This is a genomic window from Brenneria izadpanahii (genome assembly GCF_017569925.1).
Taxonomy (GTDB): domain Bacteria; phylum Pseudomonadota; class Gammaproteobacteria; order Enterobacterales; family Enterobacteriaceae; genus Brenneria; species Brenneria izadpanahii.
This window is the reverse complement of record NZ_CP050854.1, coordinates 4,984,053-5,007,469: the sequence shown is the minus strand read 5'-3', so window position 1 is coordinate 5,007,469 and position 23,417 is coordinate 4,984,053. Positions and strand designations below refer to the sequence as shown.

Genomic DNA, 23,417 nt, shown 5'->3' with positions numbered 1-23,417 from the left:
ATTTATCCGTGTCTTAGAGGGACAATCGATGTCTAAAGAAAAATTTGAACGTACAAAACCGCACGTTAACGTCGGTACTATCGGCCACGTTGACCATGGTAAAACAACGCTGACTGCAGCGATCACTACCGTGCTGGCTAAAACCTACGGCGGTGCCGCTCGTGCATTCGATCAGATCGATAACGCGCCGGAAGAAAAAGCCCGTGGTATCACCATCAACACGTCTCACGTTGAATACGATACCCCGACTCGCCACTACGCGCACGTTGACTGCCCGGGACACGCCGACTATGTGAAAAACATGATCACCGGCGCTGCGCAGATGGACGGCGCTATCCTGGTTGTTGCCGCGACCGACGGCCCGATGCCGCAGACTCGTGAGCACATCCTGCTGGGTCGTCAGGTTGGCGTTCCTTACATCATCGTGTTCCTGAACAAATGTGACATGGTTGATGATGAAGAACTGCTGGAACTGGTTGAGATGGAAGTGCGTGAACTGCTGTCTCAGTATGAATTCCCGGGCGACGACACGCCGGTTATCCGCGGTTCTGCGCTGAAAGCGCTGGAAGGCGACGCCGAGTGGGAAGCGAAAATCATCGAACTGGCTAACGCCCTGGATACTTATATCCCGGAACCGGAACGTGCCATCGACAAGCCGTTCCTGCTGCCGATCGAAGACGTATTCTCCATCTCCGGTCGTGGTACGGTTGTTACCGGTCGTGTAGAACGCGGTATCATCAAAGTTGGCGACGAAGTTGAAATCGTCGGCATCAAAGACACCACGAAAACCACTTGTACCGGCGTGGAAATGTTCCGCAAACTGCTGGACGAAGGCCGTGCGGGCGAGAACGTGGGCGTTCTGCTGCGTGGTACCAAACGTGATGACGTTGAGCGTGGTCAGGTACTGGCTAAACCAGGTTCAATCAAGCCGCATACGCAGTTTGAATCTGAAGTGTATATCCTGAGCAAAGATGAAGGCGGCCGTCATACTCCGTTCTTCAAAGGCTACCGTCCGCAGTTCTACTTCCGTACAACTGACGTAACGGGCACCATCGAACTGCCGGAAGGCGTGGAAATGGTAATGCCGGGCGATAACGTGAAGATGGTTGTTACTCTGATTGCGCCAATCGCAATGGATGACGGTCTGCGTTTCGCTATCCGTGAAGGCGGTCGTACCGTTGGCGCGGGCGTTGTTGCTAAAGTTATCGCTTAATCGCTGATAACGTTTGACGCGACACGCGATAAAAGGGCATCATTTGATGCCCTTTTTCTACGCTGTCATGTGGTAGAACCTATCTCATCAGCGATTATGGAATATAATCATTGGTGAGATAGGCTCTGTAGATACGGCGTAAATACCGAATTATTCGTTTACAGAACATCTTTCGGTTTGGTTTGCCCTGCTTTGCGGGGCAAAGTTATTTGTCTGAATCATTGTGACAGGTTGGTTTATGAGTGCGAATACCGAAGCTCAGGGGACCGGGCGTGGCCTGGAAGTGATTAAATGGCTGGTAGTGGCTGTATTGCTGATAGTTGCGATTGTCGGCAACGATTACTACCGCGACTTTAGTCTGCCGCTGCGCGCATTAGCTGTTGTGATCCTGATTGCTGCCGCCGGTGGCGTGGCATTGCTGACCACAAAAGGTAAAGCAACAGTAACGTTTGCCCGTGAAGCTCGTACCGAAGTACGTAAAGTGATTTGGCCGACTCGCCAGGAAGCGTTACACACCACGTTAATCGTTGCCGCGGTTACTGCCGTGATGTCACTGATTTTGTGGGGGCTGGATGGTATTCTGGTCCGATTGGTATCGTTTATCACTGGCCTGAGGTTCTAAGATGTCTGAAGCCCCAAAAAAACGTTGGTACGTCGTTCAGGCGTTTTCCGGTTTTGAAGGCCGCGTGGCTCAGTCGCTGCGTGAGCATATCAAATTGCATAACATGGAAGATCTGTTTGGCGAAGTCATGGTGCCAACGGAAGAAGTGGTTGAAATTCGTGGCGGCCAGCGTCGCAAAAGCGAACGGAAATTTTTCCCTGGTTATGTGCTGGTACAGATGGTGATGGAAGATGCGAGCTGGCACCTGGTTCGTAGCGTTCCCCGCGTCATGGGATTTATCGGCGGTACGTCGGATCGTCCCGCGCCTATCAGCGATAAAGAAGTGGATGCGATTATGAATCGCCTTCAGCAGGTGGGTGATAAGCCCCGTCCGAAAACGCTGTTTGAACCCGGTGAAATGGTTCGCGTTAATGATGGTCCGTTTGCGGACTTCAATGGCGTAGTCGAAGAAGTTGATTATGAAAAGAGCCGCCTGAAAGTGTCTGTGTCGATCTTCGGTCGCGCAACGCCGGTAGAGCTCGATTTCAGCCAGGTCGAAAAAGGCTAAAGCGGACTTCCAAGTTTCCTGCAAGAGTTGCTTGTATCAGGCGCGAAATTAATCTACAATTTCGCGCCTTTTGTTTTCAGGGCGCTATAGCGTCTGAAACGTATTAAATAACGGGGAGCCTTTTTTAAGGCGCTATCACCCATTCGAGGAAAGTTAAATGGCCAAGAAAGTACAAGCCTATGTCAAGCTGCAGGTTGCGGCTGGTATGGCTAACCCGAGCCCACCGGTAGGTCCGGCTCTGGGTCAGCAAGGTGTTAACATCATGGAATTCTGTAAGGCGTTCAATGCTAAAACTGAAAGCGTTGAAAAAGGTCTGCCGATTCCGGTTGTTATTACCGTTTATTCTGACCGTTCTTTTACCTTCGTTACCAAAACGCCTCCGGCAGCCGTTCTGCTGAAAAAAGCGGCGGGTATCAAGTCTGGTTCCGGTAAGCCGAACAAAGACAAGGTAGGTAAAGTAACGAGTGCTCAGGTTCGTGAAATCGCAGAAACCAAAGCTGCGGACATGACTGGTGCCGACGTGGAAGCCATGGCGCGTTCCATTGAAGGTACTGCTCGTTCCATGGGCCTGGTAGTGGAGGGTTAATAAATGGCTAAGCTGACCAAGCGCATGCGCGTGATCCGTGAAAAAGTTGATGCAACCAAACAATATGACATCAACGAAGCCGTTGCCCTGCTCAAAGAGCTGGCCACTGCTAAATTCGTCGAAAGCGTGGACGTTGCCGTTAACCTCGGCATCGACGCACGTAAATCCGATCAAAACGTTCGTGGTGCAACCGTTCTGCCGCACGGCACCGGTCGTTCCGTTCGCGTTGCCGTCTTTACCCAGGGTGCAAACGCTGAAGCGGCGAAAGCTGCCGGCGCTGAACTGGTAGGTATGGAAGATCTGGCCGATCAGATCAAGAAAGGCGAAATGAACTTTGACGTCGTCATCGCATCTCCAGATGCTATGCGCGTTGTTGGCCAATTAGGTCAGGTTTTGGGGCCTCGCGGCCTGATGCCAAACCCGAAAGTGGGTACCGTAACGCCTAACGTTGCTGAAGCGGTTAAAAATGCTAAAGCAGGTCAGATTCGTTATCGCAACGACAAAAACGGCATCATCCATACCACTATCGGTAAGGTTGATTTCGATGCTGACAAACTGAAAGAAAACCTTGAAGCCCTGCTGGTTGCGCTGAAAAAAGCCAAACCGTCTCAGGCGAAAGGCGTGTACATCAAGAAAGTCAGCCTGTCCACCACTATGGGCGCCGGCGTTGCTGTTGACCAAAGCGGTCTGAACGCAGTCGCTGTCTGATAGCTTTTGTTTCGCTTTACTCGGGCGTGGGATTTACCTATAATCTTACGCCCGTTGTTCCGTTAGCGGAATTAAAGAAGAATTTTCGGTTGGAGCCTGGCCTATCCAGGCCTCCGTCCAAGACCGCAGGTGTCTTGTAAGAGACTTAATCTTCCTGCGTAGACGGTGACAGAGCCTGAAGAACATTTGATTGTCTTTGCTGGATTCTGCTCACCGTGTTTCAACGCTTATTTCCATTTTGGCGATAAGTGAAGTGAGTTCCGGAGGTTTCCTCCGGCTAAATCCAGGAGCAAAAGCTAATGGCATTAAATCTTCAAGACAAACAAGCAATTGTTGCTGAAGTCAGCGAAGTAGCCAAAGGTGCGCTGTCTGCGGTTGTTGCGGATTCTCGTGGCGTAACCGTAGATAAAATGACTGAACTGCGTAAAGCAGGTCGTGAAGCTGGCGTTTACATGCGTGTTGTTCGCAACACTCTGCTGCGCCGTGCTGTTGAAGGGACCTCTTTTGAGTGCCTGAAAGACACGTTTGTTGGTCCGACCCTGATTGCATACTCTTTAGAACACCCGGGCGCCGCTGCTCGTTTGTTCAAAGAATTCGCGAAAGCGAATGCAAAATTCGAGGTCAAAGCTGCAGCCTTTGAAGGTGAGCTGATCCCGGCGGCTCAAATTGACCGTCTGGCAACGCTGCCGACTTACGAAGAAGCACTGGCACGTCTGATGTCGACCATGAAAGAAGCCGCCGCAGGCAAACTGGTCCGCACTCTGGCTGCTGTACGCGATCAGAAAGAAGCTGCTTAATTGCCCTTTTTTCTCTACCGCACTTGCTAACGTATAAACTATTTCTGATTCTTAGGAACAATTGTTATGTCTATCACTAAAGATCAAATTCTGGAAGCAGTAGCAGCTATGTCTGTAATGGACGTTGTTGAACTGGTTTCCGCTATGGAAGAAAAATTCGGTGTTTCCGCTGCTGCCGCTGTAGCTGTTGCTGCTGGCCCGGCTGAAGCTGCTGAAGAAAAAACTGAGTTCGACGTTGTACTGAAAGCTATCGGCGGCAACAAAGTTGCTGTTATCAAAGCAGTACGTGGCGCAACTGGTCTGGGCCTGAAAGAAGCCAAAGATCTGGTTGAATCCGCTCCGGCCGCTCTGAAAGAAGGCATCAGCAAAGACGACGCTGAAGCTCTGAAGAAAGCACTGGAAGAAGCTGGCGCAGAAGTTGAAGTTAAATAAGCCGACTTTCCAGGTTGCAGCCTGATTTATTAGGCTGATGGCTGGTGACTTTTTGGTCACCAGCCTTTTTGCGCTGTAGGGCATCAATGGTATTTCACACTATTCAGCCATTGATTTTACCCCCAATATATTTTTCTATTGACGACTTAATATACTGCTTCCCTGTCCGGGTTCCCTGCCTGAGCAAGAGCAATGAAATGGTTTAAGAGTAATAGAAAGATGTATTACGGAAAGGACTTCATTTTCCGATAGACAGAAATAGTGTTGCATGACCTGTCCTTTGCTAGGACGGACAGAGTGGTTCGACTTTTCAGCGAGCTGAGGAACCCTATGGTTTACTCCTATACCGAGAAAAAACGCATTCGTAAGGATTTTGGCAAACGACCGCAAGTGCTGGACGTGCCTTATCTCCTTTCTATCCAGCTTGACTCGTTCCAGAAGTTTATCGAGCAAGATCCGGAAGGTCAGTACGGTTTGGAAGCTGCATTCCGTTCTGTTTTCCCCATACAGAGTTATAGCGGTAATTCAGAGCTGCAATACGTTAGCTATCGCCTGGGTGAACCGGTATTTGACGTTAAAGAATGTCAAATCCGTGGCGTGACATTTTCTGCGCCGCTGCGCGTCAAATTGCGCCTGGTGATTTACGAACGTGAAGCGCCTGAAGGCACCGTTAAAGATATCAAAGAGCAAGAAGTTTACATGGGCGAAATTCCGCTCATGACCGACAACGGCACTTTTGTGATCAACGGTACTGAGCGTGTTATCGTTTCTCAGTTGCACCGTAGTCCTGGTGTATTCTTCGACAGCGACAAGGGTAAAACCCACTCTTCAGGTAAGGTGCTGTATAACGCACGCATCATTCCTTATCGTGGTTCCTGGCTGGATTTCGAATTCGATCCGAAAGATAACCTGTTTGTCCGTATTGACCGCCGCCGTAAACTGCCCGCGACGATTATTCTGCGCGCGCTGGGCTACTCTACCGAACAGATCCTGGACTTGTTCTTCGATAAAGTTGTCTATGAAATCAATGGCAACAAATTGCAGATGGATCTGACGCCTGAGCGTCTGCGCGGTGAAACCGCTTCTTTCGATATTGAAGCGGAAGGTAAAGTTTACGTTGAGAAAGGGCGTCGCATCACCGCCCGCCATATCCGTCAGTTAGAGAAAGACGGCATCGAGCGTATTGAAGTACCGGTCGAATATATCGTCGGTAAAGTGCTTTCCAAAGATTACGTGGATGAAAGCACCGGCGAACTGATCGGCACCGCTAATATGGAATTGTCGCTGGATCTGTTGGCGAAGCTGAGCCAATCCGGCCACAAACGTATTGAAACGCTGTTCACCAACGATCTGGATCACGGCCCGTATATCTCGGAAACTCTGCGAGTGGATCCGTCTAACGACCGTTTGAGCTCGCTGGTTGAAATTTACCGCATGATGCGTCCCGGCGAGCCGCCGACGCGTGAAGCGGCTGAAACGCTGTTTGAGAATCTGTTCTTCTCCGAAGATCGCTACGACTTATCTGCGGTCGGCCGGATGAAGTTCAACCGTTCTCTGCTGCGCGACGAAATTGAAGGTTCCGGTATCCTGAGCAAAGAAGACATCATCGATGTGATGAAAAAGCTCATTGATATTCGTAACGGTAAAGGCGAAGTCGATGATATCGACCACCTGGGCAACCGTCGTATCCGCTCCGTCGGCGAAATGGCTGAAAACCAATTCCGCGTTGGTTTGGTTCGTGTTGAACGCGCGGTGAAAGAGCGTCTTTCCCTGGGCGATCTCGACACGCTGATGCCGCAGGACATGATCAACGCCAAGCCGATTTCGGCCGCGGTGAAAGAGTTCTTCGGTTCAAGCCAGCTGTCGCAGTTTATGGATCAGAACAACCCGCTGTCCGAGATTACGCACAAACGCCGTATCTCTGCCTTGGGCCCAGGCGGTTTGACTCGTGAACGCGCCGGCTTTGAAGTTCGAGACGTACACCCGACCCACTATGGCCGCGTATGTCCTATCGAAACGCCGGAAGGTCCGAACATCGGTCTGATCAACTCCCTGTCTGTTTATGCGCAGACTAACGAGTATGGTTTCCTGGAAACGCCTTACCGTCGCGTGCGCGACAATGTGGTAACGGATGAAATCCATTACCTGTCCGCGATTGAAGAAGGCAACTTCGTTATCGCCCAGGCGAACACCAACCTGGATGAAGACGGCCACTTCATTGATGAACTGGTTACCTGCCGTAATAAAGGCGAGTCCAGCTTGTTCAGCCGCGATCAGGTTGAATATATGGACGTATCCACTCAGCAGGTGGTATCCGTCGGTGCTTCACTGATTCCATTCCTGGAACACGATGACGCCAACCGTGCATTGATGGGTGCGAACATGCAACGTCAGGCCGTTCCAACCCTGCGCGCCGATAAGCCGCTGGTTGGTACCGGTATGGAACGTGCGGTTGCGGTCGACTCCGGCGTAACGGCTGTCGCGAAACGCGGCGGTACCGTGCAGTATGTCGATGCGTCACGTATCGTGATCCGCGTTAACGATGATGAAATGTATCCGGGCGAAGCCGGGATCGATATCTATAACCTGACCAAATATACCCGCTCCAACCAGAACACCTGCATCAGCCAGATGCCTTGCGTATCTCTGGGCGAGCCGGTTGAACGCGGCGACGTACTGGCCGATGGCCCGTCCACCGATCTGGGTGAACTGGCGCTGGGTCAGAACATGCGCGTAGCGTTCATGCCGTGGAACGGTTACAACTTCGAAGACTCCATCCTCGTCTCTGAGCGTGTGGTGCAGGAAGATCGCTTTACCAGCATCCATATTCAGGAACTGGCCTGCGTGTCTCGCGACACCAAGCTGGGGCCGGAAGAAATCACGGCCGATATCCCGAACGTGGGCGAAGCGGCGCTCTCCAAACTGGATGAGTCCGGTATCGTGTATATCGGCGCGGAAGTGACCGGCGGCGACATTCTGGTCGGTAAGGTTACGCCAAAAGGCGAAACCCAGCTGACCCCGGAAGAGAAACTGCTGAGAGCGATCTTCGGTGAGAAGGCGTCCGACGTTAAGGATTCTTCTCTGCGCGTGCCGAACGGCGTTTCCGGTACGGTTATCGACGTACAGGTCTTTACCCGCGACGGCGTGGAAAAAGATAAACGTGCGTTGGAAATCGAAGAGATGCAGCTCAAGCAGGCTAAGAAAGACCTGACCGAAGAGCTGCAGATTCTGGAAGCCGGTCTGTTTGCCCGTATCCATGCGGTGCTGGTTTCCGGCGGCGTGGAAGCGGATAAACTGGACAAACTGCCGCGCGAGCGCTGGCTGGAACTGGCTCTGACTGATGAAGAGAAACAAAATCAGCTGGAACAGTTGGCCGAGCAGTACGACGAGTTGAAGCACGAGTTTGAGAAAAAACTTGAAGCTAAACGCCGTAAGATCACTCAGGGCGACGACCTGGCGCCGGGCGTGCTGAAAATCGTCAAGGTTTATCTGGCCGTTAAACGTCGGATTCAACCGGGTGACAAGATGGCGGGTCGTCACGGGAACAAGGGCGTTATCTCCAAGATCAACCCGATCGAAGATATGCCTTACGATGAAAACGGTACGCCGGTAGACATCGTTCTGAACCCGCTGGGCGTACCTTCGCGTATGAACATCGGTCAGATTCTGGAAACCCACCTGGGTATGGCTGCGAAAGGTATTGGTGAGAAGATCAACGCCATGCTGAAGCAGCAGGAAGAAGTGGCCAAGCTGCGTGAGTTCATTCAGAAAGCCTACGATTTGGGCGACGACGTGCGCCAGAAAGTCGATCTGAGCACTTTCTCCGACGAAGAAGTGATGCGTCTGGCTGAGAACCTGAAAAAAGGTATGCCGATCGCAACGCCGGTATTCGACGGTGCGAAGGAGAAAGAAATCAAGGAACTGCTGCAGATGGGCGGTATCCCGACTTCCGGTCAGATCACACTGTACGATGGACGTACCGGCGAGCAATTTGAACGTCAGGTTACCGTGGGATACATGTATATGCTGAAGTTGAACCACCTGGTCGACGACAAGATGCATGCGCGTTCTACGGGTTCTTACAGCCTGGTTACTCAGCAGCCGCTGGGTGGTAAAGCTCAGTTCGGTGGTCAGCGCTTCGGTGAGATGGAAGTGTGGGCGCTGGAAGCTTACGGTGCAGCCTATACCCTGCAGGAAATGCTGACGGTTAAATCCGATGACGTGAACGGCCGTACTAAGATGTATAAGAACATCGTAGACGGCAATCATCAGATGGAGCCGGGCATGCCGGAATCCTTCAACGTATTGTTGAAAGAAATCCGCTCGCTGGGTATCAACATCGAGCTGGAAGAAGAGTAATTCCAGCCCGTTGTGTCGCTGGCATTCGTCATAGGGGCATCTAAATTTCGGTTTAGATGCCTAACAGGTCTAACTCCGACAGGAGCCAATCCGTGAAAGACTTATTAAAGTTTCTGAAAGCGCAAACTAAAACCGAAGAGTTTGATGCGATCAAAATTGCTCTGGCTTCGCCAGACATGATCCGTTCGTGGTCTTTTGGTGAAGTTAAAAAACCAGAAACCATCAACTACCGTACGTTCAAACCGGAACGTGACGGCCTTTTTTGCGCCCGTATCTTTGGGCCGGTAAAAGACTATGAATGCTTGTGCGGTAAGTATAAGCGTCTGAAACACCGCGGCGTTATCTGTGAGAAATGCGGCGTTGAAGTGACCCAGACCAAAGTACGCCGTGAGCGTATGGGCCACATCGAGCTGGCGTCTCCCACCGCGCACATCTGGTTCCTGAAATCGCTGCCGTCGCGCATCGGTTTGCTGCTGGATATGCCGCTGCGCGATATCGAACGCGTGCTGTACTTCGAATCCTACGTGGTTGTCGAAGGCGGCATGACCAATCTTGAAAAGCGTCAGATCCTGACTGAAGAGCAGTATCTGGACGCGCTGGAAGAGTTCGGCGACGAATTCGACGCCAAGATGGGCGCGGAAGCTATCCAGGCTCTGTTGAAAAACATGGATCTGGAACAGGAATGCGAACAGCTGCGCGAAGAGTTGAATGAAACCAACTCCGAAACCAAACGCAAGAAGCTGACCAAACGCATCAAGCTGTTGGAAGCGTTCGTGCAGTCCGGCAACAAGCCGGAGTGGATGATCCTGACCGTTCTGCCGGTGCTGCCGCCGGATCTGCGTCCGTTGGTTCCGCTGGACGGCGGCCGTTTCGCGACTTCAGACCTGAACGATTTGTATCGTCGCGTCATTAACCGTAACAACCGTCTGAAACGTCTGCTGGATCTGGCCGCGCCGGATATCATCGTACGTAACGAAAAACGTATGTTGCAGGAAGCGGTTGATGCGCTGTTGGATAACGGCCGTCGCGGTCGGGCCATCACCGGTTCCAACAAGCGTCCGCTGAAATCGCTGGCCGATATGATCAAAGGTAAGCAGGGTCGTTTCCGTCAGAACCTGCTGGGTAAACGCGTCGACTACTCCGGCCGTTCCGTTATCACCGTTGGTCCATACCTGCGTCTGCATCAGTGCGGTCTGCCGAAAAAAATGGCGCTGGAACTGTTCAAACCGTTCATCTACGGCAAGCTGGAACTGCGTGGCCTGGCCACGACGATCAAAGCCGCCAAGAAGATGGTCGAGCGTGAAGAAGCGGTCGTTTGGGATATCCTGGACGAAGTTATCCGCGAACACCCGGTACTGCTGAACCGTGCGCCGACGCTGCACCGTTTGGGTATCCAGGCATTTGAACCGGTACTGATCGAAGGTAAAGCCATTCAGCTGCACCCGCTGGTTTGTGCCGCGTATAACGCCGACTTCGATGGTGACCAGATGGCCGTGCACGTACCGCTGACGCTGGAAGCCCAGTTGGAAGCGCGTGCGTTGATGATGTCTACCAACAACATTCTGTCTCCGGCGAACGGCGAACCAATCATCGTTCCTTCGCAGGACGTGGTATTGGGCCTGTACTACATGACCCGCGACTGCGTTAACGCCAAGGGCGAAGGCATGGTGCTGACCGGGCCGAAAGAAGCTGAACGCGTTTACCGCGCCGGCCTGGCCTCTCTGCATGCGCGCGTCAAAGTGCGTATTACGGAAGAGATCAAGAGCATTGAGGGCGAAATCACGCATCAGACCACGCTGATTGATACGACTGTCGGTCGCGCCATTCTGTGGATGATCGTACCGAAAGGTCTGCCGTTCTCAATTGTGAACCAGCCGCTGGGTAAAAAAGCGATCTCCAAAATGCTGAACACCTGTTACCGCATTTTGGGTCTGAAGCCGACCGTTATCTTTGCCGACCAGATCATGTATACCGGCTTTGCTTACGCCGCGCGCTCCGGTGCGTCCGTAGGTATCGACGACATGGTTATCCCTGCGAAGAAAGCCGGGATCATCGAAGAAGCCGAAACCGAAGTGGCCGAGATTCAGGAACAGTTCCAATCCGGTCTGGTTACCGCCGGCGAACGCTACAACAAAGTTATCGATATCTGGGCCGCGGCCAACGAACGCGTCGCCAAAGCGATGATGGAAAACCTGTCTGTTGAAGACGTGGTTAACCGTGATGGCGAAGTTGAACAGCAGGTTTCTTTCAACAGCATCTTTATGATGGCCGACTCCGGTGCGCGTGGTTCCGCGGCGCAGATTCGTCAGCTGGCCGGGATGCGTGGTCTGATGGCGAAGCCGGACGGCTCCATCATCGAAACGCCAATCACCGCGAACTTCCGTGAAGGTCTGAACGTACTCCAGTACTTCATCTCTACGCACGGCGCGCGTAAAGGTCTGGCGGATACCGCGTTGAAAACCGCGAACTCCGGTTACCTGACTCGTCGTCTGGTTGACGTGGCGCAGGATCTGGTGGTGACCGAAGACGATTGTGGTACGCACGAAGGTATCATGATGACGCCGGTTATCGAAGGCGGCGATGTTAAAGAACCGCTGCGTGAACGTGTGCTGGGCCGCGTAACGGCGGAAGATGTGCTGAAACCGGGTACGGCGGATATTCTGGTGCCGCGTAACACCCTGCTGAACGAGCAATGGTGTGACCTGCTGGAAGAAAACTCCGTCGATGCGGTCAAAGTCCGTTCCGTCGTAAGCTGTGAAACCGACTTCGGCGTGTGCGCCAAGTGTTACGGTCGCGATCTGGCGCGTGGCCACCTGGTCAACAAGGGTGAAGCCATCGGGGTTATCGCGGCGCAGTCCATCGGTGAACCGGGTACGCAGCTGACCATGCGTACCTTCCACATCGGTGGCGCGGCATCGCGTGCGGCGGCAGAGTCCAGCATTCAGGTGAAAAACAAAGGTAGCCTGAAGCTGAATAACGCCAAGTTCGTGGTGAACAGCAACGGTAAACTGGTTATTACTTCACGTAATACCGAACTGAAGCTGATCGACGAATTCGGTCGTACCAAAGAGAGCTATAAAGTGCCTTACGGCGCGGTAATGGCGAAAGGCGACGGTTCTGAAGTTAACGGCGGCGAAACCGTTGCTAACTGGGATCCGCATACCATGCCGGTTATCAGTGAAGTGAGCGGCAGCATCCGCTTTACGGATATGGTTGACGGTCAGACGATTACTCGTCAGACCGACGAACTGACCGGTTTGTCTTCCATCGTGGTTCTGGATAGCGCGGAACGTACCGGTAGCGGTAAAGATCTGCGTCCGGCGCTGAAGATTGTTGACGATAAAGGCGAAGATGTATTGATTCCGGGTACTGATATGCCTGCTCAATACTTCCTGCCGGGTAAAGCGATTGTCCAGTTGGAAGACGGCGTGAAGATCGGCGCGGGTGATACCCTGGCGCGTATTCCGCAGGAATCCGGCGGTACCAAGGATATTACCGGTGGTCTGCCGCGCGTCGCCGACCTGTTTGAAGCGCGTCGTCCGAAAGAACCGGCTATCCTGGCTGAAATCAGCGGGGTTATCTCGTTCGGTAAAGAAACCAAAGGCAAGCGTCGTCTGGTGATTACGCCGCTGGATGGCAGCGAACCGTACGAAGAGATGATTCCGAAGTGGCGTCAGCTGAACGTGTTCGAAGGCGAACGCGTAGAGCGTGGCGACGTGGTTTCCGATGGCCCGGAATCGCCGCACGATATCCTGCGTTTGCGTGGCGTACATGCGGTAACGCGTTACATCACCAACGAAGTTCAGGAAGTTTACCGTCTGCAAGGCGTTAAGATTAACGATAAACACATCGAAGTTATCGTTCGTCAGATGTTGCGTAAAGGCACCATCGTTAATGCGGGCAGCACGGAATTCCTGGAAGGCGAGCAGGCGGAAATCTCTCGCGTCAAGATTGCCAACCGTCAGTTGGAAGCGGATGGCAAGATCCCGGCTACCTTCAGCCGCGATCTGCTGGGTATTACCAAGGCATCTCTGGCGACCGAGTCCTTCATTTCTGCGGCTTCGTTCCAGGAAACTACGCGTGTTCTTACTGAAGCGGCGGTTGCCGGTAAACGTGATGAACTGCGCGGCCTGAAAGAGAACGTTATCGTTGGTCGTTTGATCCCGGCGGGTACTGGTTATGCCTACCATCAGGATCGCATGCGTCGCCGTCAGGCAGGCGAGGCGCCAGTCGCGCCTCAGGTCAGTGCTGATGAAGCATCCGCCAACCTGGCTGAATTGCTTAACGCTGGCTTCGGTAACAGCGACGACGAATAATCGTTGCTAAGCACCGTATAAAACCGCCCCCAGGGGCGGTTCCGTTGCTAAAAGCCCTGGCCGCCAAAGCCGGGGCTTTTTGTTGTACCAGATAGACAGCGAGATAGACATGGATTCCTCGACAACATCAATACCTTCATCGGCAGCAGGAACTGCCGCTTACCCGGCGACTGGGCGCGCCCGACGGGCTGCCTGGGGGAGTTTTATCGGCGCCGTGGTGGATTGGTATGATTTTTTGCTTTACGGCATTGTCGCCGCTTTGGTTTTTAATATTGAGTTTTTCCCTCAAATCAGTCCCGCCATGGGTACGCTGGCGGCATTTGGTACTTTTGGGGTAGGGTTTCTATTCCGGCCGCTGGGCGGGATTGTGTTCGGTCATTTTGGCGATAAGCTGGGCCGCAAACGCATGCTGATGATTACCGTCTGGACGATGGGCTTATCCACCGCGTTAATTGGTTTCTTACCGACTTTTGCCTCCATCGGCTGGTGGGCGCCGGTTTTACTGGTAATGCTGCGTGCCATTCAGGGATTTGCCGTCGGGGGCGAATGGGGCGGCGCCGCGCTGCTGGCGGTGGAAAATGCGCCTAAAAAGAAGAAAGCGTTCTACAGCAGCGGGGTGCAGGTCGGTTATGGCGTGGGGCTGTTGCTGGCGACGGGGTCGATTTCCCTGGTCAGCCACCACACCACGAATGAGGAGTTCATCAACTGGGGCTGGCGTCTGCCGTTTTTATTCAGCGTCGTGCTGGTGGCGATCGCCTGGTGGATCCGTTCCGGAATGGAGGAGTCTCAAGAGTTTGAGGCCAACAAGCAGCAGCAGGAAAAAGCCCGTTCGTTTCCGATTGTCGAGGCGTTGCGTAAACACCCCAAGGCATTTTTGCTGATCATCGCCCTGCGCTTAGGGGAGCTGTTGACCATGTATATCGTCACGGCTTTTGCGCTTAATTACTCCACCGCCAATCTGGGGATGCCGCGGGAGCTCTTCCTCAACATTAGTCTGCTGGTAGGGGGGATAAGCTGCTTGTCTATTCCTTTCTTTGCCCGCCTGGCCGACAGTTTCGGCCGTCGGCGGATTTATGTCACCGGCGCGTTGATCGGCGCCGTCAGCGCGTTTCCTTTTTTTATCGCGCTGGAAGCGCAGGCCAGTCTGTGGATACTGTTTTTTGCCATCATGCTGGCTAATATCGCTCACGATATGATCGTCAGCGTGCAGCAGCCGATGTTTACCGAGCTATTCGGTACGGCGTACCGTTATAGCGGCGCGGGCGTGGGTTATCAGGTCGCCAGCGTCGTCGGCGGCGGTTTTACGCCGTTTATCGCGGTGTTGCTGGTGGAAGTTTTAGGCGGCTCCTGGCACGGCGTGGCAACGTACCTTGCCGTGGGATGTCTGTTATCGGCCATTGTCGGTATGCGGATGAAGCCACAACCGCTGGATTAATCAAACAGAGCCGATACGGTTTTGTATCGGCTCATAAACCGGGTGCCGTGCGCTAAAGGCGATTTATATCGTCGCGCGTCAGTCCGATATCTTTCAGCCTTTCATCATTCATGCGCAGCAAAGCCCTACGGGTTTGCACTTTGAGCCGCCACGTTCTCCATTTCTGATAGAGCCGTATCAGCATTGACCACCGCGAGGATCTACCGGACGTCGGTTGCGCGTGTTTGGTCTGATTTTCCATGTTTTCCCCCTTGGCTGATTGCTTTGCACTATGATGCGGGGGAACGCTGATCCGATACAGATTCAGGAAATGCGTTTTTTTAACATACAGATTGTGTGATATTGCATCTGAATGGTATTTTTTACCTTAATCTGTACTGGTTATGTCTTCAATTATGTGTGAGGAGCGATACATGACGCGTTACCAACATCTTGCTTCCTTACTGGCGCAGCGCATCGAACAAGGCTTGTACCAAAACGGTGAACGCCTGCCGTCGGTCAGGGCATTGAGTCTGGAACACGGCGTCAGTATCAGTACCGTCCAGCAGGCTTACCATCTGCTGGAAGCCCGGCGGCTTATTTCGCCGCGGCCACGCTCGGGGTATTTTGTGGCATCCCGCAAGGCTACGCCGCCGGTTCCGGAATTGACTCGTCCGGCTCAGCGGCCGGTTGAGATCACCCAGTGGGAGTCCGTGCGCGAGCTGTTTAACGATGGCCCCGAAAACAGCGCGTTCAACTTTGGCAGCGGGATGCCGGATGTGAGCCAGTCAACGGTGAAACCGCTGTGGAAAGCGATGGGTCGTCTGTGTCAGCGTCAGGATGCGCGCGTGTTGACGTATGATTGTATGTATGGCATGCCAGCACTGCGTGAGCAGGTGGCTCGTCTGGCGCTGGATAGCGGTTGCCTGCTGACGGTGGACGATATCGTGATCACCACCGGCTGTCAGGAAGCGTTGTTCACCGCGGTGCGTGCGGTATGCCAGCCCGGCGATATCGTGGCGGTTGAGTCGCCGACGTTTCCCGGCACCATGCAGATTCTGCGTGGATTAGGGATTAAAGCGATTGAGATCCCGACCTGCGCCGTCACCGGTATTAGTCTTGATGCGCTGGAGCTGGCGTTGGAACAGTGGCCGGTCAAAGCCGTGCTGCTGGTGCCGACCTGCAATAATCCGATGGGATTCACTATGCCCGATAAGTACAAGAAAGATTTGGTCATACTGGCCCAGCGCTTCGATCTCGCCATTATTGAAGACGATGCTTATGGCGAGTTGACCTATGATTATCCTCGTCCACGAACCATTAAATCCTTTGATGAAGACGGCCGGGTATTACTGTGCAGCTCTTTTTCCAAAAGCCTGGCGCCGGGCCTGCGTGTGGGTTGGATTGCGCCGGGCCGTTACCTCGATCGCGTTGTTCATACTAAATATACCGGCACCGGCTATACGGTTTCGCATACGCAGCTGGCGGTGGCCGAGTTTATCCGGCAGGGCCACTATCAGCCCCATCTACGGCGTATGCGTATGCAGTATAAGAGCAATCTTGACGTATTTACCTGCTGGGTACGCCACTATTTTCCCTGCGGCATTTGCGTCAGTCGTCCGCAAGGCGGATTTCTGGTGTGGATTGAGCTGCCGGAGTCTTTTGACTCGCTGCGGCTCAACTGTGAGGTGCGTAAATCAGGTATTCAGATTGCCGCCGGGTCGCTATTTTCGGCCTCGGGAAAATACCGCAACTGTCTGAGACTAAACTACGCCTTGCCGTTCACTGACGAAATGGGCGAAGGACTGCGTATCCTGGGGGAAACGGTCAGCCGGATGATGAACGCATCTTGATGGCGCCGCGGTCAGGGAAGGGCCGATACGGTTAAGGATAAAAACCGTATCGGCCGGTTGGTATGCAGAGCGGCAAGCGGCAAACACTCTGGCCGGCGACGTGCCGACGCCGCTACTGTAGCCAGCCTGTTTCATCGTGACGACAGGAACATCTGCGTTTTGCGAAGCCCTGTAGAGAGATATTTTTCCGATGCGCAACGTTCATGATCTATTGCGAACCTCGTCCCAGATAACCATCCCAATCTTTCCAGACCGGCTGTAATCCGGCCTGAATAATCGCCTGAACGACCTCTTCCGGCCGGCGGGCGTCATGCGGGGAGAACTGTTCCAATTCGGGATGGTCATCGGCATAGCCGCCCGGCTGCGTTTTCGAAAAGGCGCTGACGTTGTTTATCGCGATGGGAACCGCATGGTCGCGGAAGAAAGGCGACTCGCGGGTGGAAAGCGATAGCTCAATGTCCGGCGCCAGCATGCGGAAGGCGCAGATCACCTGCATCAGTTGGGCTTCATCCATCAGCGAGGCGGGCGTAATGCCGCCGGCGCAGGGGCGCAGCCGCGGGAAGGAGATGGAATAGCGGCTCTGCCAGTAGGTTTGCTGCAGGTAAAGCAGGTGTTCCGCCACCATATAGCAGTCGGTGCGCCAACTGTCCGATAGGCCGATCAAGGCGCCGATGCCGATCTTATCGATCCCGGCGCGGCCAAGCCGATCCGGGGTGCCTAGCCGCCAGTAAAAATCCTGTTTCTTTCCGCGCAGATGGTGCTGTCGGTAGGTCGCCGGATGATAGGTTTCCTGGTACACCATGACGCCGTCCAGCCCTAACTGCTTCAATTCGGCATAGGCCTGCTGCTCCAGCGGTTGCACTTCGATCATCAGCGAGCTGAAGTGCGGGCGGATGAGCGGAAAAACCCGGCGGAAGTAATCCATGCCCACTTTTCGCTGATGCTCCCCGGTTACCAGCAGCAGATTATCGAAGCCCAGTCTCTTGATGGCCGCGCATTCACGCAAGATCTCTTCATCATCCAGCGTTTTGCGTTTGATGTGGTTGCTCATGGAGAAACCGCAGTAGGTACAGTCGTTCGAGCATAGATTGGAAAGGTATAACGGCACGTAGAAACCCACCGTATTGCCGAATCGCTGACGAGTGAGCTGCTTCGCGCGCTGCGCCATCGCTTCCAGATAAGGGGCGGCGGCGGGGGAGATCAACGCCATAAAGTCTTCCCGGTCTGGCCGCGCCGCATTGAGCGCTCGTTCAACCTCATAGGCGGTTTTGCTGTTGATCCTTAGGGTAAGGTCATCCCAGTCGAGTCGCTGCCAGACGGTTTGAAAGTCGTTTTCCATCAGATAGCTCCTTCGGTCTGCGAGTTCAGAAAACCGGTCAGCGGGCTGGTGGCGCTGGCGATGTACCGCTTGCTCCCCAGACCGGCCTGATTCGCCAGGTCGCCGGCTTCCACCGCGATCCTGAAAGCCTGCGCCATCTTTACCGGATCGCGGGCGACGGCGATGGCGGTATTGACCAGTACGGCATCCGCTCCCATTTCCAATGCCTCTGCGGCATGGCTGGGCGCGCCGATCCCGGCGTCCACCACCACGGGAACGCGGGCTTGTTCGATGATGATGCGCAGGAAATCGCGGGTTTGCAGCCCCTGATTAGAGCCAATCGGCGCCCCCAACGGCATAACGGCGGCGCATCCCGCCTCTTCCAGCCGCTTGCACAGCACTGGATCCGCCCCGCAATAGGGCAATACGACGAAACCCTCTTTGACCAATCGTTCGGCGGCTTTCAAGGTTTCAAGCGGATCGGGGAGCAGATATTTCATATCCGGATGAATTTCCAGCTTCACCCAGTGTGTGCCCAGGGCTTCACGCGCCAGTTGAGCGGCGAACACCGCTTCCTCGGCGGTCTTGGCGCCGGAGGTGTTCGGCAGTAGTTTAATGCCTAACTGGCGTAGCGGAGCAAGGATCGCATCGTTGCCGCCTTTCAGGTCAACGCGCTTCATGGCCATAGTGACCAGTTGTGAACCGGAGGCGTGCAGTGCGGCCAGCATGATCTCCGGCGTGGCGAATTTTCCGGTGCCGGTCAGCAGCCGGGATGTAAAAGTCGTATCGGCAATTTGCAGCATGTCATCCTCCCGCGATTGCCTGAAAAAGCAAAATATCATCCCCGTCCTGTAGCCGATGCCGGGCCCAGGCCTCACGCGGGATAATGGTTTGATTGATGGCCAGCGCCGTACCGGGTTCCAGGCGGTTAACCTGCGTCAGCAGGGTTTCAACCGTCAGGGTATCCTCCAGTTCGATAGTCTGGTCGTTCAAGGTAATTTTCATGCAAACTCTCCACAGACCGGACAATGGGGCGATCGGGCGAGTTGCAGGGTGTTCCAGCTTTGCTGTTTGCCATCGAACAGCCGTAGCTTTCCGCTTAACGGCGAGGGGATGCCGGACAGCAGCTTGATGGCCTCCAGCGCCTGTAGCGAGCCGATCGTTCCGACGATCGGGCCGAGCACGCCCGCCGTTCGGCAGTTACGCTGCGGTTCCGCCGCATCGGGATAGAGGCAGGCGTAACAGCCCTGATGGTAAGGCGGCGTCAGCACCAGCAACTGTCCGCTGAAGCCGACGGCGCTGCCGCTGACCAGCGGCTTACCCGCGCGGATGCAGGCGGCGTTAACGGCGTGGCGGGTTTCCATATTGTCGCTGCAATCCAGCACCACATCGGCGTGCTTGACCGCTTGAGACAGCGCTTCGCCGCCGAGCCTCTCCGTCAGGGCGACGATCTCCGCGTTCGGGTTTAATGCCCGCAGGCGTTGTTGCGCCAGCTCTGCCTTGGGTTTATCGATATCGGCGGTGCGGTAAAGAATTTGCCGCTGCAGATTGGTAAGGTGCAGTCTGTCGTCATCCGCCAGCAGCAATGTGCCGACGCCGGCGGCGGCCAGATACATGGACGCGGGAGCGCCCAGTCCGCCCAGTCCCACCAGTAACACGCTGGCGGATTTGAGCCTTTCCTGGCCTTCGGGACCGATGTCTTCCAGCAGCAGCTGACGGCTGTAGCGTAGAAACTCTTGATCGGTTAGCACGTTACACCTCCCGCTCTTCAATCATATTGAGCAGCGTCGCGGTGGCCTGACGCCAGTCCGGCGCCCGGGTGATCGCGCTGACCACGGCAATGCTGCCCACGCCGGTGGCCAGGACGGATGGAACTTTGTCGATACTGATGCCGCCGATGGCGACGGTCGGGAAGCGCCCCTCAAGCTCGGCCACGTGGCGCGTCAGTTCAGCGAGGCCCTGCGGCGCGGAAGGCATCTCTTTGGTTTGCGTGGGGAAGATATGCCCCAGTGCGATATACGACGGATTGATGGCGATCGCGCGCGCCAGTTCCGCATCGTCGTGGGTGGATACGCCGAGGCGCAGGCCGGCATGCTTAATGGCGGCGAGGTCGGCCGTATCCAGATCCTCCTGTCCCAGATGAACGCCATAGGCCTGGTGCTTTACCGCCAGCCGCCAGTAGTCATTGATAAACAACCGCGCCTGGTAATGACGGCCTAATGCGATAGCCTGGATAACGTCCTGTTCGACCTGTTGATCGGTTCGATCTTTAATGCGTAATTGGATCGTTTTGACGCCCTCGCCGAGCAGGCGTTCAATCCAGGTTACGCTATCCACCACCGGATAGAGGCCGAGCCGCTGCTCGGTGGGAGCAAAGGGCGCGGCTATCTGAGACGATGACGCTGTGCGAGATAAGGTCATTTGCTCTCCTCCGTTTGCAGGCTGGTGACGCTGTGATAAAGCTCGCCGCCGCGGGAGCGGAACGCTTCCGACATTTGCGCCATGCCTACTTCGATCGGTTTGGCTTCGGCTTCCTGCTTCGCCGCGTAATCACGAACCTCTTGCGAAATTTTCATCGAACAGAACTTCGGTCCGCACATGGAGCAGAAGTGGGCAACCTTGCCGGACTCCTGCGGCAGCGTGGCATCGTGATAGGCGCGGGCGGTTTCGGGATCGAGCGACAGATTGAACTGATCTTCCCAGCGGAACTCGAAGCGCGCTTTGGACATGGCGTTATCGCGGATTTGCGCGCCGGGGTGGCCTTTAGCCAGATCGGCGGCATGGGCGGCGATTTTGTAGGTAATCAGCCCCTGCTTAACGTCTTCTTTGTCAGGCAGTCCGAGGTGCTCTTTAGGCGTGACGTAACAGAGCATGGCGCAGCCGAACCAGCCGATCATCGCCGCGCCGATGCCTGAGGTGAAATGGTCGTAACCGGGAGCGATATCGGTGGTCAGCGGCCCCAGCGTATAAAACGGCGCCTCATGGCAGTGCTCCAGCTCTTCGGTCATGTTGCGGCGGATCATCTGCATCGGCACATGGCCGGGGCCTTCGATCATCACCTGTACATCGTATTCCCAGGCAATTTTGGTCAGTTCGCCCAGCGTATACAATTCGGCAAACTGCGCTTCATCGTTGGCGTCCTGAATAGAGCCGGGACGCAGCCCATCCCCCAGCGACAGGGCAACGTCATAGGCTGCGCAAATTTCGCAGATATCGCGGAAATGCTCATACAGGAAGCTCTCTTTGTGGTGCGACAGGCACCATTTCGCCATGATTGAGCCGCCACGGGAGACGATGCCGGTCAGCCGTTTAGCGGTCATGGGGACGTAGCGCAGCAGCACGCCGGCGTGGATGGTGAAGTAATCAACGCCTTGTTCCGCCTGCTCCAGCAAAGTATCGCGGAACATTTCCCAATTTAGGTTTTCCGCCACGCCGTTAACTTTTTCCAGCGCCTGATAGATAGGTACGGTGCCAATCGGCACCGGGCTGTTGCGCAGAATCCACTCGCGGGTTTCATGAATATAACGCCCGGTGGAGAGATCCATTACGGTATCCGCTCCCCAGCGGGTGGACCACACCAGCTTTTCGACCTCTTCTTCGATGGAGGAGGTCACGGCGGAATTGCCGATGTTGGCGTTCACTTTCACCAGAAAGTTACGGCCGATGATCATCGGTTCGGATTCCGGGTGGTTAATGTTGGACGGAATGATGGCGCGGCCGGCCGCCACCTCCTGGCGTACAAACTCGGGGGTGATGTTCTCCGGTAAATTGGCGCCGAAGCTCTGGCCGGGATGCTGCTGACGCAGCACCTCGCCGCGAATGCGTTCGCGCCCCATGTTTTCGCGTATCGCGATGAATTCCATTTCCGGAGTGATGACGCCCTGACGGGCATAGTGCAGTTGGGTCACGCATTTTCCCGCTTTGGCGCGGAGCGGGCGGGGTAAGTGTTCGAAACGAAGATGGTCAAGACCGGCATCCGCCAGCCGCCGTTGGGTAAAGTCGGAACTGGCGCCGGGCAGGGTTTCCGTATCGCCGCGCTCGGCAATCCAACTTGTTCGCAGCCGGTTTAAGCCGACATGCACATTGGGATGTAAAGCCGGGTCGCCGTATGGGCCGGCGGTGTCATAAACGGGAATGGATTCATTGGCGACGTACTGCGGGTTATCTTTATTGCCGCCGATCAGCGTCGGGCTAAGCTGGATCTCGCGCATTGGGACGCGGATATCCTCACGTGAACCGGAGAGGTAAATACGCCGGGAATTGGGAAATGCCATGCCCTGCAACGTATCAATAAATTGCTGGGCGGCGGCGCGCTGCTGGCGGCGGCTGGTTTTTGGCGAATGGGGACGTGGTTTTTCTGTAGACATAGCAAGTTCCTGTAATGAGTAAAGGGAAAATTGCTTGTCTGGAGTTCGGAGGGAGTAATAACCGATTTGAATGCCGGAGAATAAACACGCTGCTGAATAATTGCGTTTGAACCGGACACATTACTCTTGTTCCCTTCGCGGGTCTTAACCCGATCAGGTTCCGCGGATCCCGAATTAACGGTCTCAGCCTGTGTGTTTCCATTGCCGGTTAAAAACCGGGAAAGGGAAACTCGCTAGGCACTCCGACAAGATAGCCCCACTATTAGCGGGCTGATTACAACAATGACACTGTAGGACGACAACCGGGACATGTCAAAGACTGCTTGTCTGGTCTGCGAGGAAACGCGGCGTTTTACTCATCAGACCGAGACTTTCAGCAGGAGGATGATAGGTTTATGATTGATCTCGTTATGGATTATCGCAAACCAGCCGGATCATTCTATCTTCCAGCGTAAAGCGTTCTTCCAGCGCTTCTCCAACGTTGGAGAGCGCTTGCTGGAATGCCATACAGTTGTCATGATCGACCGACGCCGCCAGATGGCGATCATAGAAGTCCATGATCTGTTGCGTATTGTCTTGTAAAGCGCAATCAAGCTTTGCAGACTGCGACAGCTTTTGTTCGCTTAGGGACGCGGCTTCCTGCAATATCCTTTCATACGCATGAAAGTGACCGGTTGAAAGATAATCGACCAGATTCTGGTGGAAGTCGTCCAGCGCCTTTTCATCAAGGCGTGTGTATGTGTCTTTGTTGGGCTTGATGCCAATCAGATGGTAGTAAGTAATCAGGAGCTGTTTACGCGCTTGTAGCCACTGGTCGATTAACGCATTATTGCCACCGACAAGTTCAGTCAGGCTTTGTAACTGGTTTAGCATTATTGGCTCCAT

Annotated in this window: 19 protein-coding genes and 1 riboswitch; of the genes, 11 read left to right on the top strand and 8 right to left on the bottom strand. The window is 54.5% G+C overall.

Translation table 11 applies throughout. The annotated features are described in order from the left end of the window. Positions 1 to 28 precede the first annotated feature (28 nt). From tuf to shiA, 10 genes are all read left to right on the top strand, one after another. A complete protein-coding gene (gene tuf, locus HC231_RS22400) occupies positions 29 to 1,213 on the top strand; it encodes an elongation factor Tu (RefSeq protein ID WP_208228844.1) in 1,185 nt (394 codons plus the stop codon). 238 nt (positions 1,214 to 1,451) lie between these two features. Continuing rightward, positions 1,452 to 1,835: a preprotein translocase subunit SecE gene (gene secE / locus HC231_RS22395; protein WP_208228843.1), complete on the top strand. Its 384-nt coding sequence runs from the start codon at positions 1,452 to 1,454 to the stop codon at positions 1,833 to 1,835. A 1-nt stretch (position 1,836) separates the two neighbouring features. Next, the gene (nusG, locus tag HC231_RS22390) at positions 1,837 to 2,382 is read left to right on the top strand and encodes a transcription termination/antitermination protein NusG (RefSeq protein ID WP_048636588.1); all 546 of its coding nucleotides are present in this window, start codon (positions 1,837 to 1,839) and stop codon (positions 2,380 to 2,382) included. Positions 2,383 to 2,539: 157 nt separating this feature from the next. After that, positions 2,540 to 2,968, top strand: coding sequence for a 50S ribosomal protein L11 (gene rplK / locus HC231_RS22385; RefSeq protein WP_048636587.1), 429 nt, complete (start codon positions 2,540 to 2,542; stop codon positions 2,966 to 2,968). 3 nt (positions 2,969 to 2,971) lie between these two features. Continuing rightward, positions 2,972 to 3,676, top strand: coding sequence for a 50S ribosomal protein L1 (gene rplA, locus HC231_RS22380; RefSeq protein ID WP_208228842.1), 705 nt, complete (start codon positions 2,972 to 2,974; stop codon positions 3,674 to 3,676). Positions 3,677 to 3,975: 299 nt separating this feature from the next. Further along, a complete protein-coding gene (gene rplJ / locus HC231_RS22375) occupies positions 3,976 to 4,473 on the top strand; it encodes a 50S ribosomal protein L10 (protein WP_048636585.1) in 498 nt (165 codons plus the stop codon). Between the two features lie 66 nt (positions 4,474 to 4,539). Next, positions 4,540 to 4,905, top strand: a complete 366-nt coding sequence (gene rplL, locus HC231_RS22370) for a 50S ribosomal protein L7/L12 (protein WP_048636584.1) — start codon at positions 4,540 to 4,542, stop codon at positions 4,903 to 4,905. 330 nt (positions 4,906 to 5,235) lie between these two features. Then, a complete protein-coding gene (gene rpoB / locus HC231_RS22365; protein WP_208228841.1) occupies positions 5,236 to 9,264 on the top strand; it encodes a DNA-directed RNA polymerase subunit beta in 4,029 nt (1,342 codons plus the stop codon). A gap of 92 nt (positions 9,265 to 9,356) precedes the next feature. Beyond that, a complete protein-coding gene (gene rpoC / locus HC231_RS22360; protein ID WP_208228840.1) occupies positions 9,357 to 13,580 on the top strand; it encodes a DNA-directed RNA polymerase subunit beta' in 4,224 nt (1,407 codons plus the stop codon). Positions 13,581 to 13,689: 109 nt separating this feature from the next. Further along, entirely contained in the window at positions 13,690 to 15,015 is a 1,326-nt protein-coding gene (shiA, locus tag HC231_RS22355; RefSeq protein WP_246494624.1) for a shikimate transporter, read from the top strand. Between the two features lie 52 nt (positions 15,016 to 15,067). Here the strand turns inward: shiA and HC231_RS22350 are convergent, their stop codons facing one another. Beyond that, positions 15,068 to 15,199: a DUF1127 domain-containing protein gene (locus HC231_RS22350; RefSeq protein WP_425490567.1), complete on the bottom strand. Its 132-nt coding sequence runs from the start codon at positions 15,197 to 15,199 to the stop codon at positions 15,068 to 15,070. A 229-nt stretch (positions 15,200 to 15,428) separates the two neighbouring features. Between HC231_RS22350 and HC231_RS22345 the strand changes: the two genes are divergently transcribed. After that, a complete protein-coding gene (locus tag HC231_RS22345; protein WP_208228838.1) occupies positions 15,429 to 16,847 on the top strand; it encodes an aminotransferase-like domain-containing protein in 1,419 nt (472 codons plus the stop codon). A 208-nt stretch (positions 16,848 to 17,055) separates the two neighbouring features. Here HC231_RS22345 and thiH read toward each other — a convergent pair whose 3' ends face one another. The 7 genes from thiH to rsd form a co-directional block, all read right to left on the bottom strand. Further along, positions 17,056 to 18,186 (bottom strand): 2-iminoacetate synthase ThiH, encoded by a 1,131-nt coding sequence (gene thiH / locus HC231_RS22340; RefSeq protein ID WP_208228837.1) that lies wholly within the window; start codon positions 18,184 to 18,186, stop codon positions 17,056 to 17,058. Beyond that, a complete protein-coding gene (locus HC231_RS22335) occupies positions 18,186 to 18,968 on the bottom strand; it encodes a thiazole synthase (protein WP_208228836.1) in 783 nt (260 codons plus the stop codon). The genes thiH and HC231_RS22335 overlap by 1 nt, the downstream gene beginning before the upstream one ends. Before the next feature lies 1 nt (position 18,969). Then, complete coding sequence (gene thiS / locus HC231_RS22330) at positions 18,970 to 19,170, bottom strand: sulfur carrier protein ThiS (protein WP_208228835.1); 201 nt, start codon at positions 19,168 to 19,170, stop codon at positions 18,970 to 18,972. After that, the gene (locus HC231_RS22325) at positions 19,167 to 19,916 is read right to left on the bottom strand and encodes a HesA/MoeB/ThiF family protein (protein ID WP_208228834.1); all 750 of its coding nucleotides are present in this window, start codon (positions 19,914 to 19,916) and stop codon (positions 19,167 to 19,169) included. Before HC231_RS22325 ends, thiS begins: the two co-directional genes overlap by 4 nt. 1 nt (position 19,917) lies before the next feature. Beyond that, a complete protein-coding gene (gene thiE / locus HC231_RS22320; RefSeq protein ID WP_208228833.1) occupies positions 19,918 to 20,586 on the bottom strand; it encodes a thiamine phosphate synthase in 669 nt (222 codons plus the stop codon). Beyond that, positions 20,583 to 22,532, bottom strand: coding sequence for a phosphomethylpyrimidine synthase ThiC (thiC, locus tag HC231_RS22315; protein ID WP_281397362.1), 1,950 nt, complete (start codon positions 22,530 to 22,532; stop codon positions 20,583 to 20,585). The genes thiE and thiC overlap by 4 nt, the downstream gene beginning before the upstream one ends. A 113-nt stretch (positions 22,533 to 22,645) precedes the next feature. Beyond that, a riboswitch (TPP riboswitch) is annotated at positions 22,646 to 22,787 on the bottom strand. A gap of 153 nt (positions 22,788 to 22,940) precedes the next feature. Further along, positions 22,941 to 23,405 (bottom strand): sigma D regulator, encoded by a 465-nt coding sequence (gene rsd / locus HC231_RS22310; RefSeq protein WP_208228832.1) that lies wholly within the window; start codon positions 23,403 to 23,405, stop codon positions 22,941 to 22,943. Positions 23,406 to 23,417 lie beyond the last annotated feature (12 nt).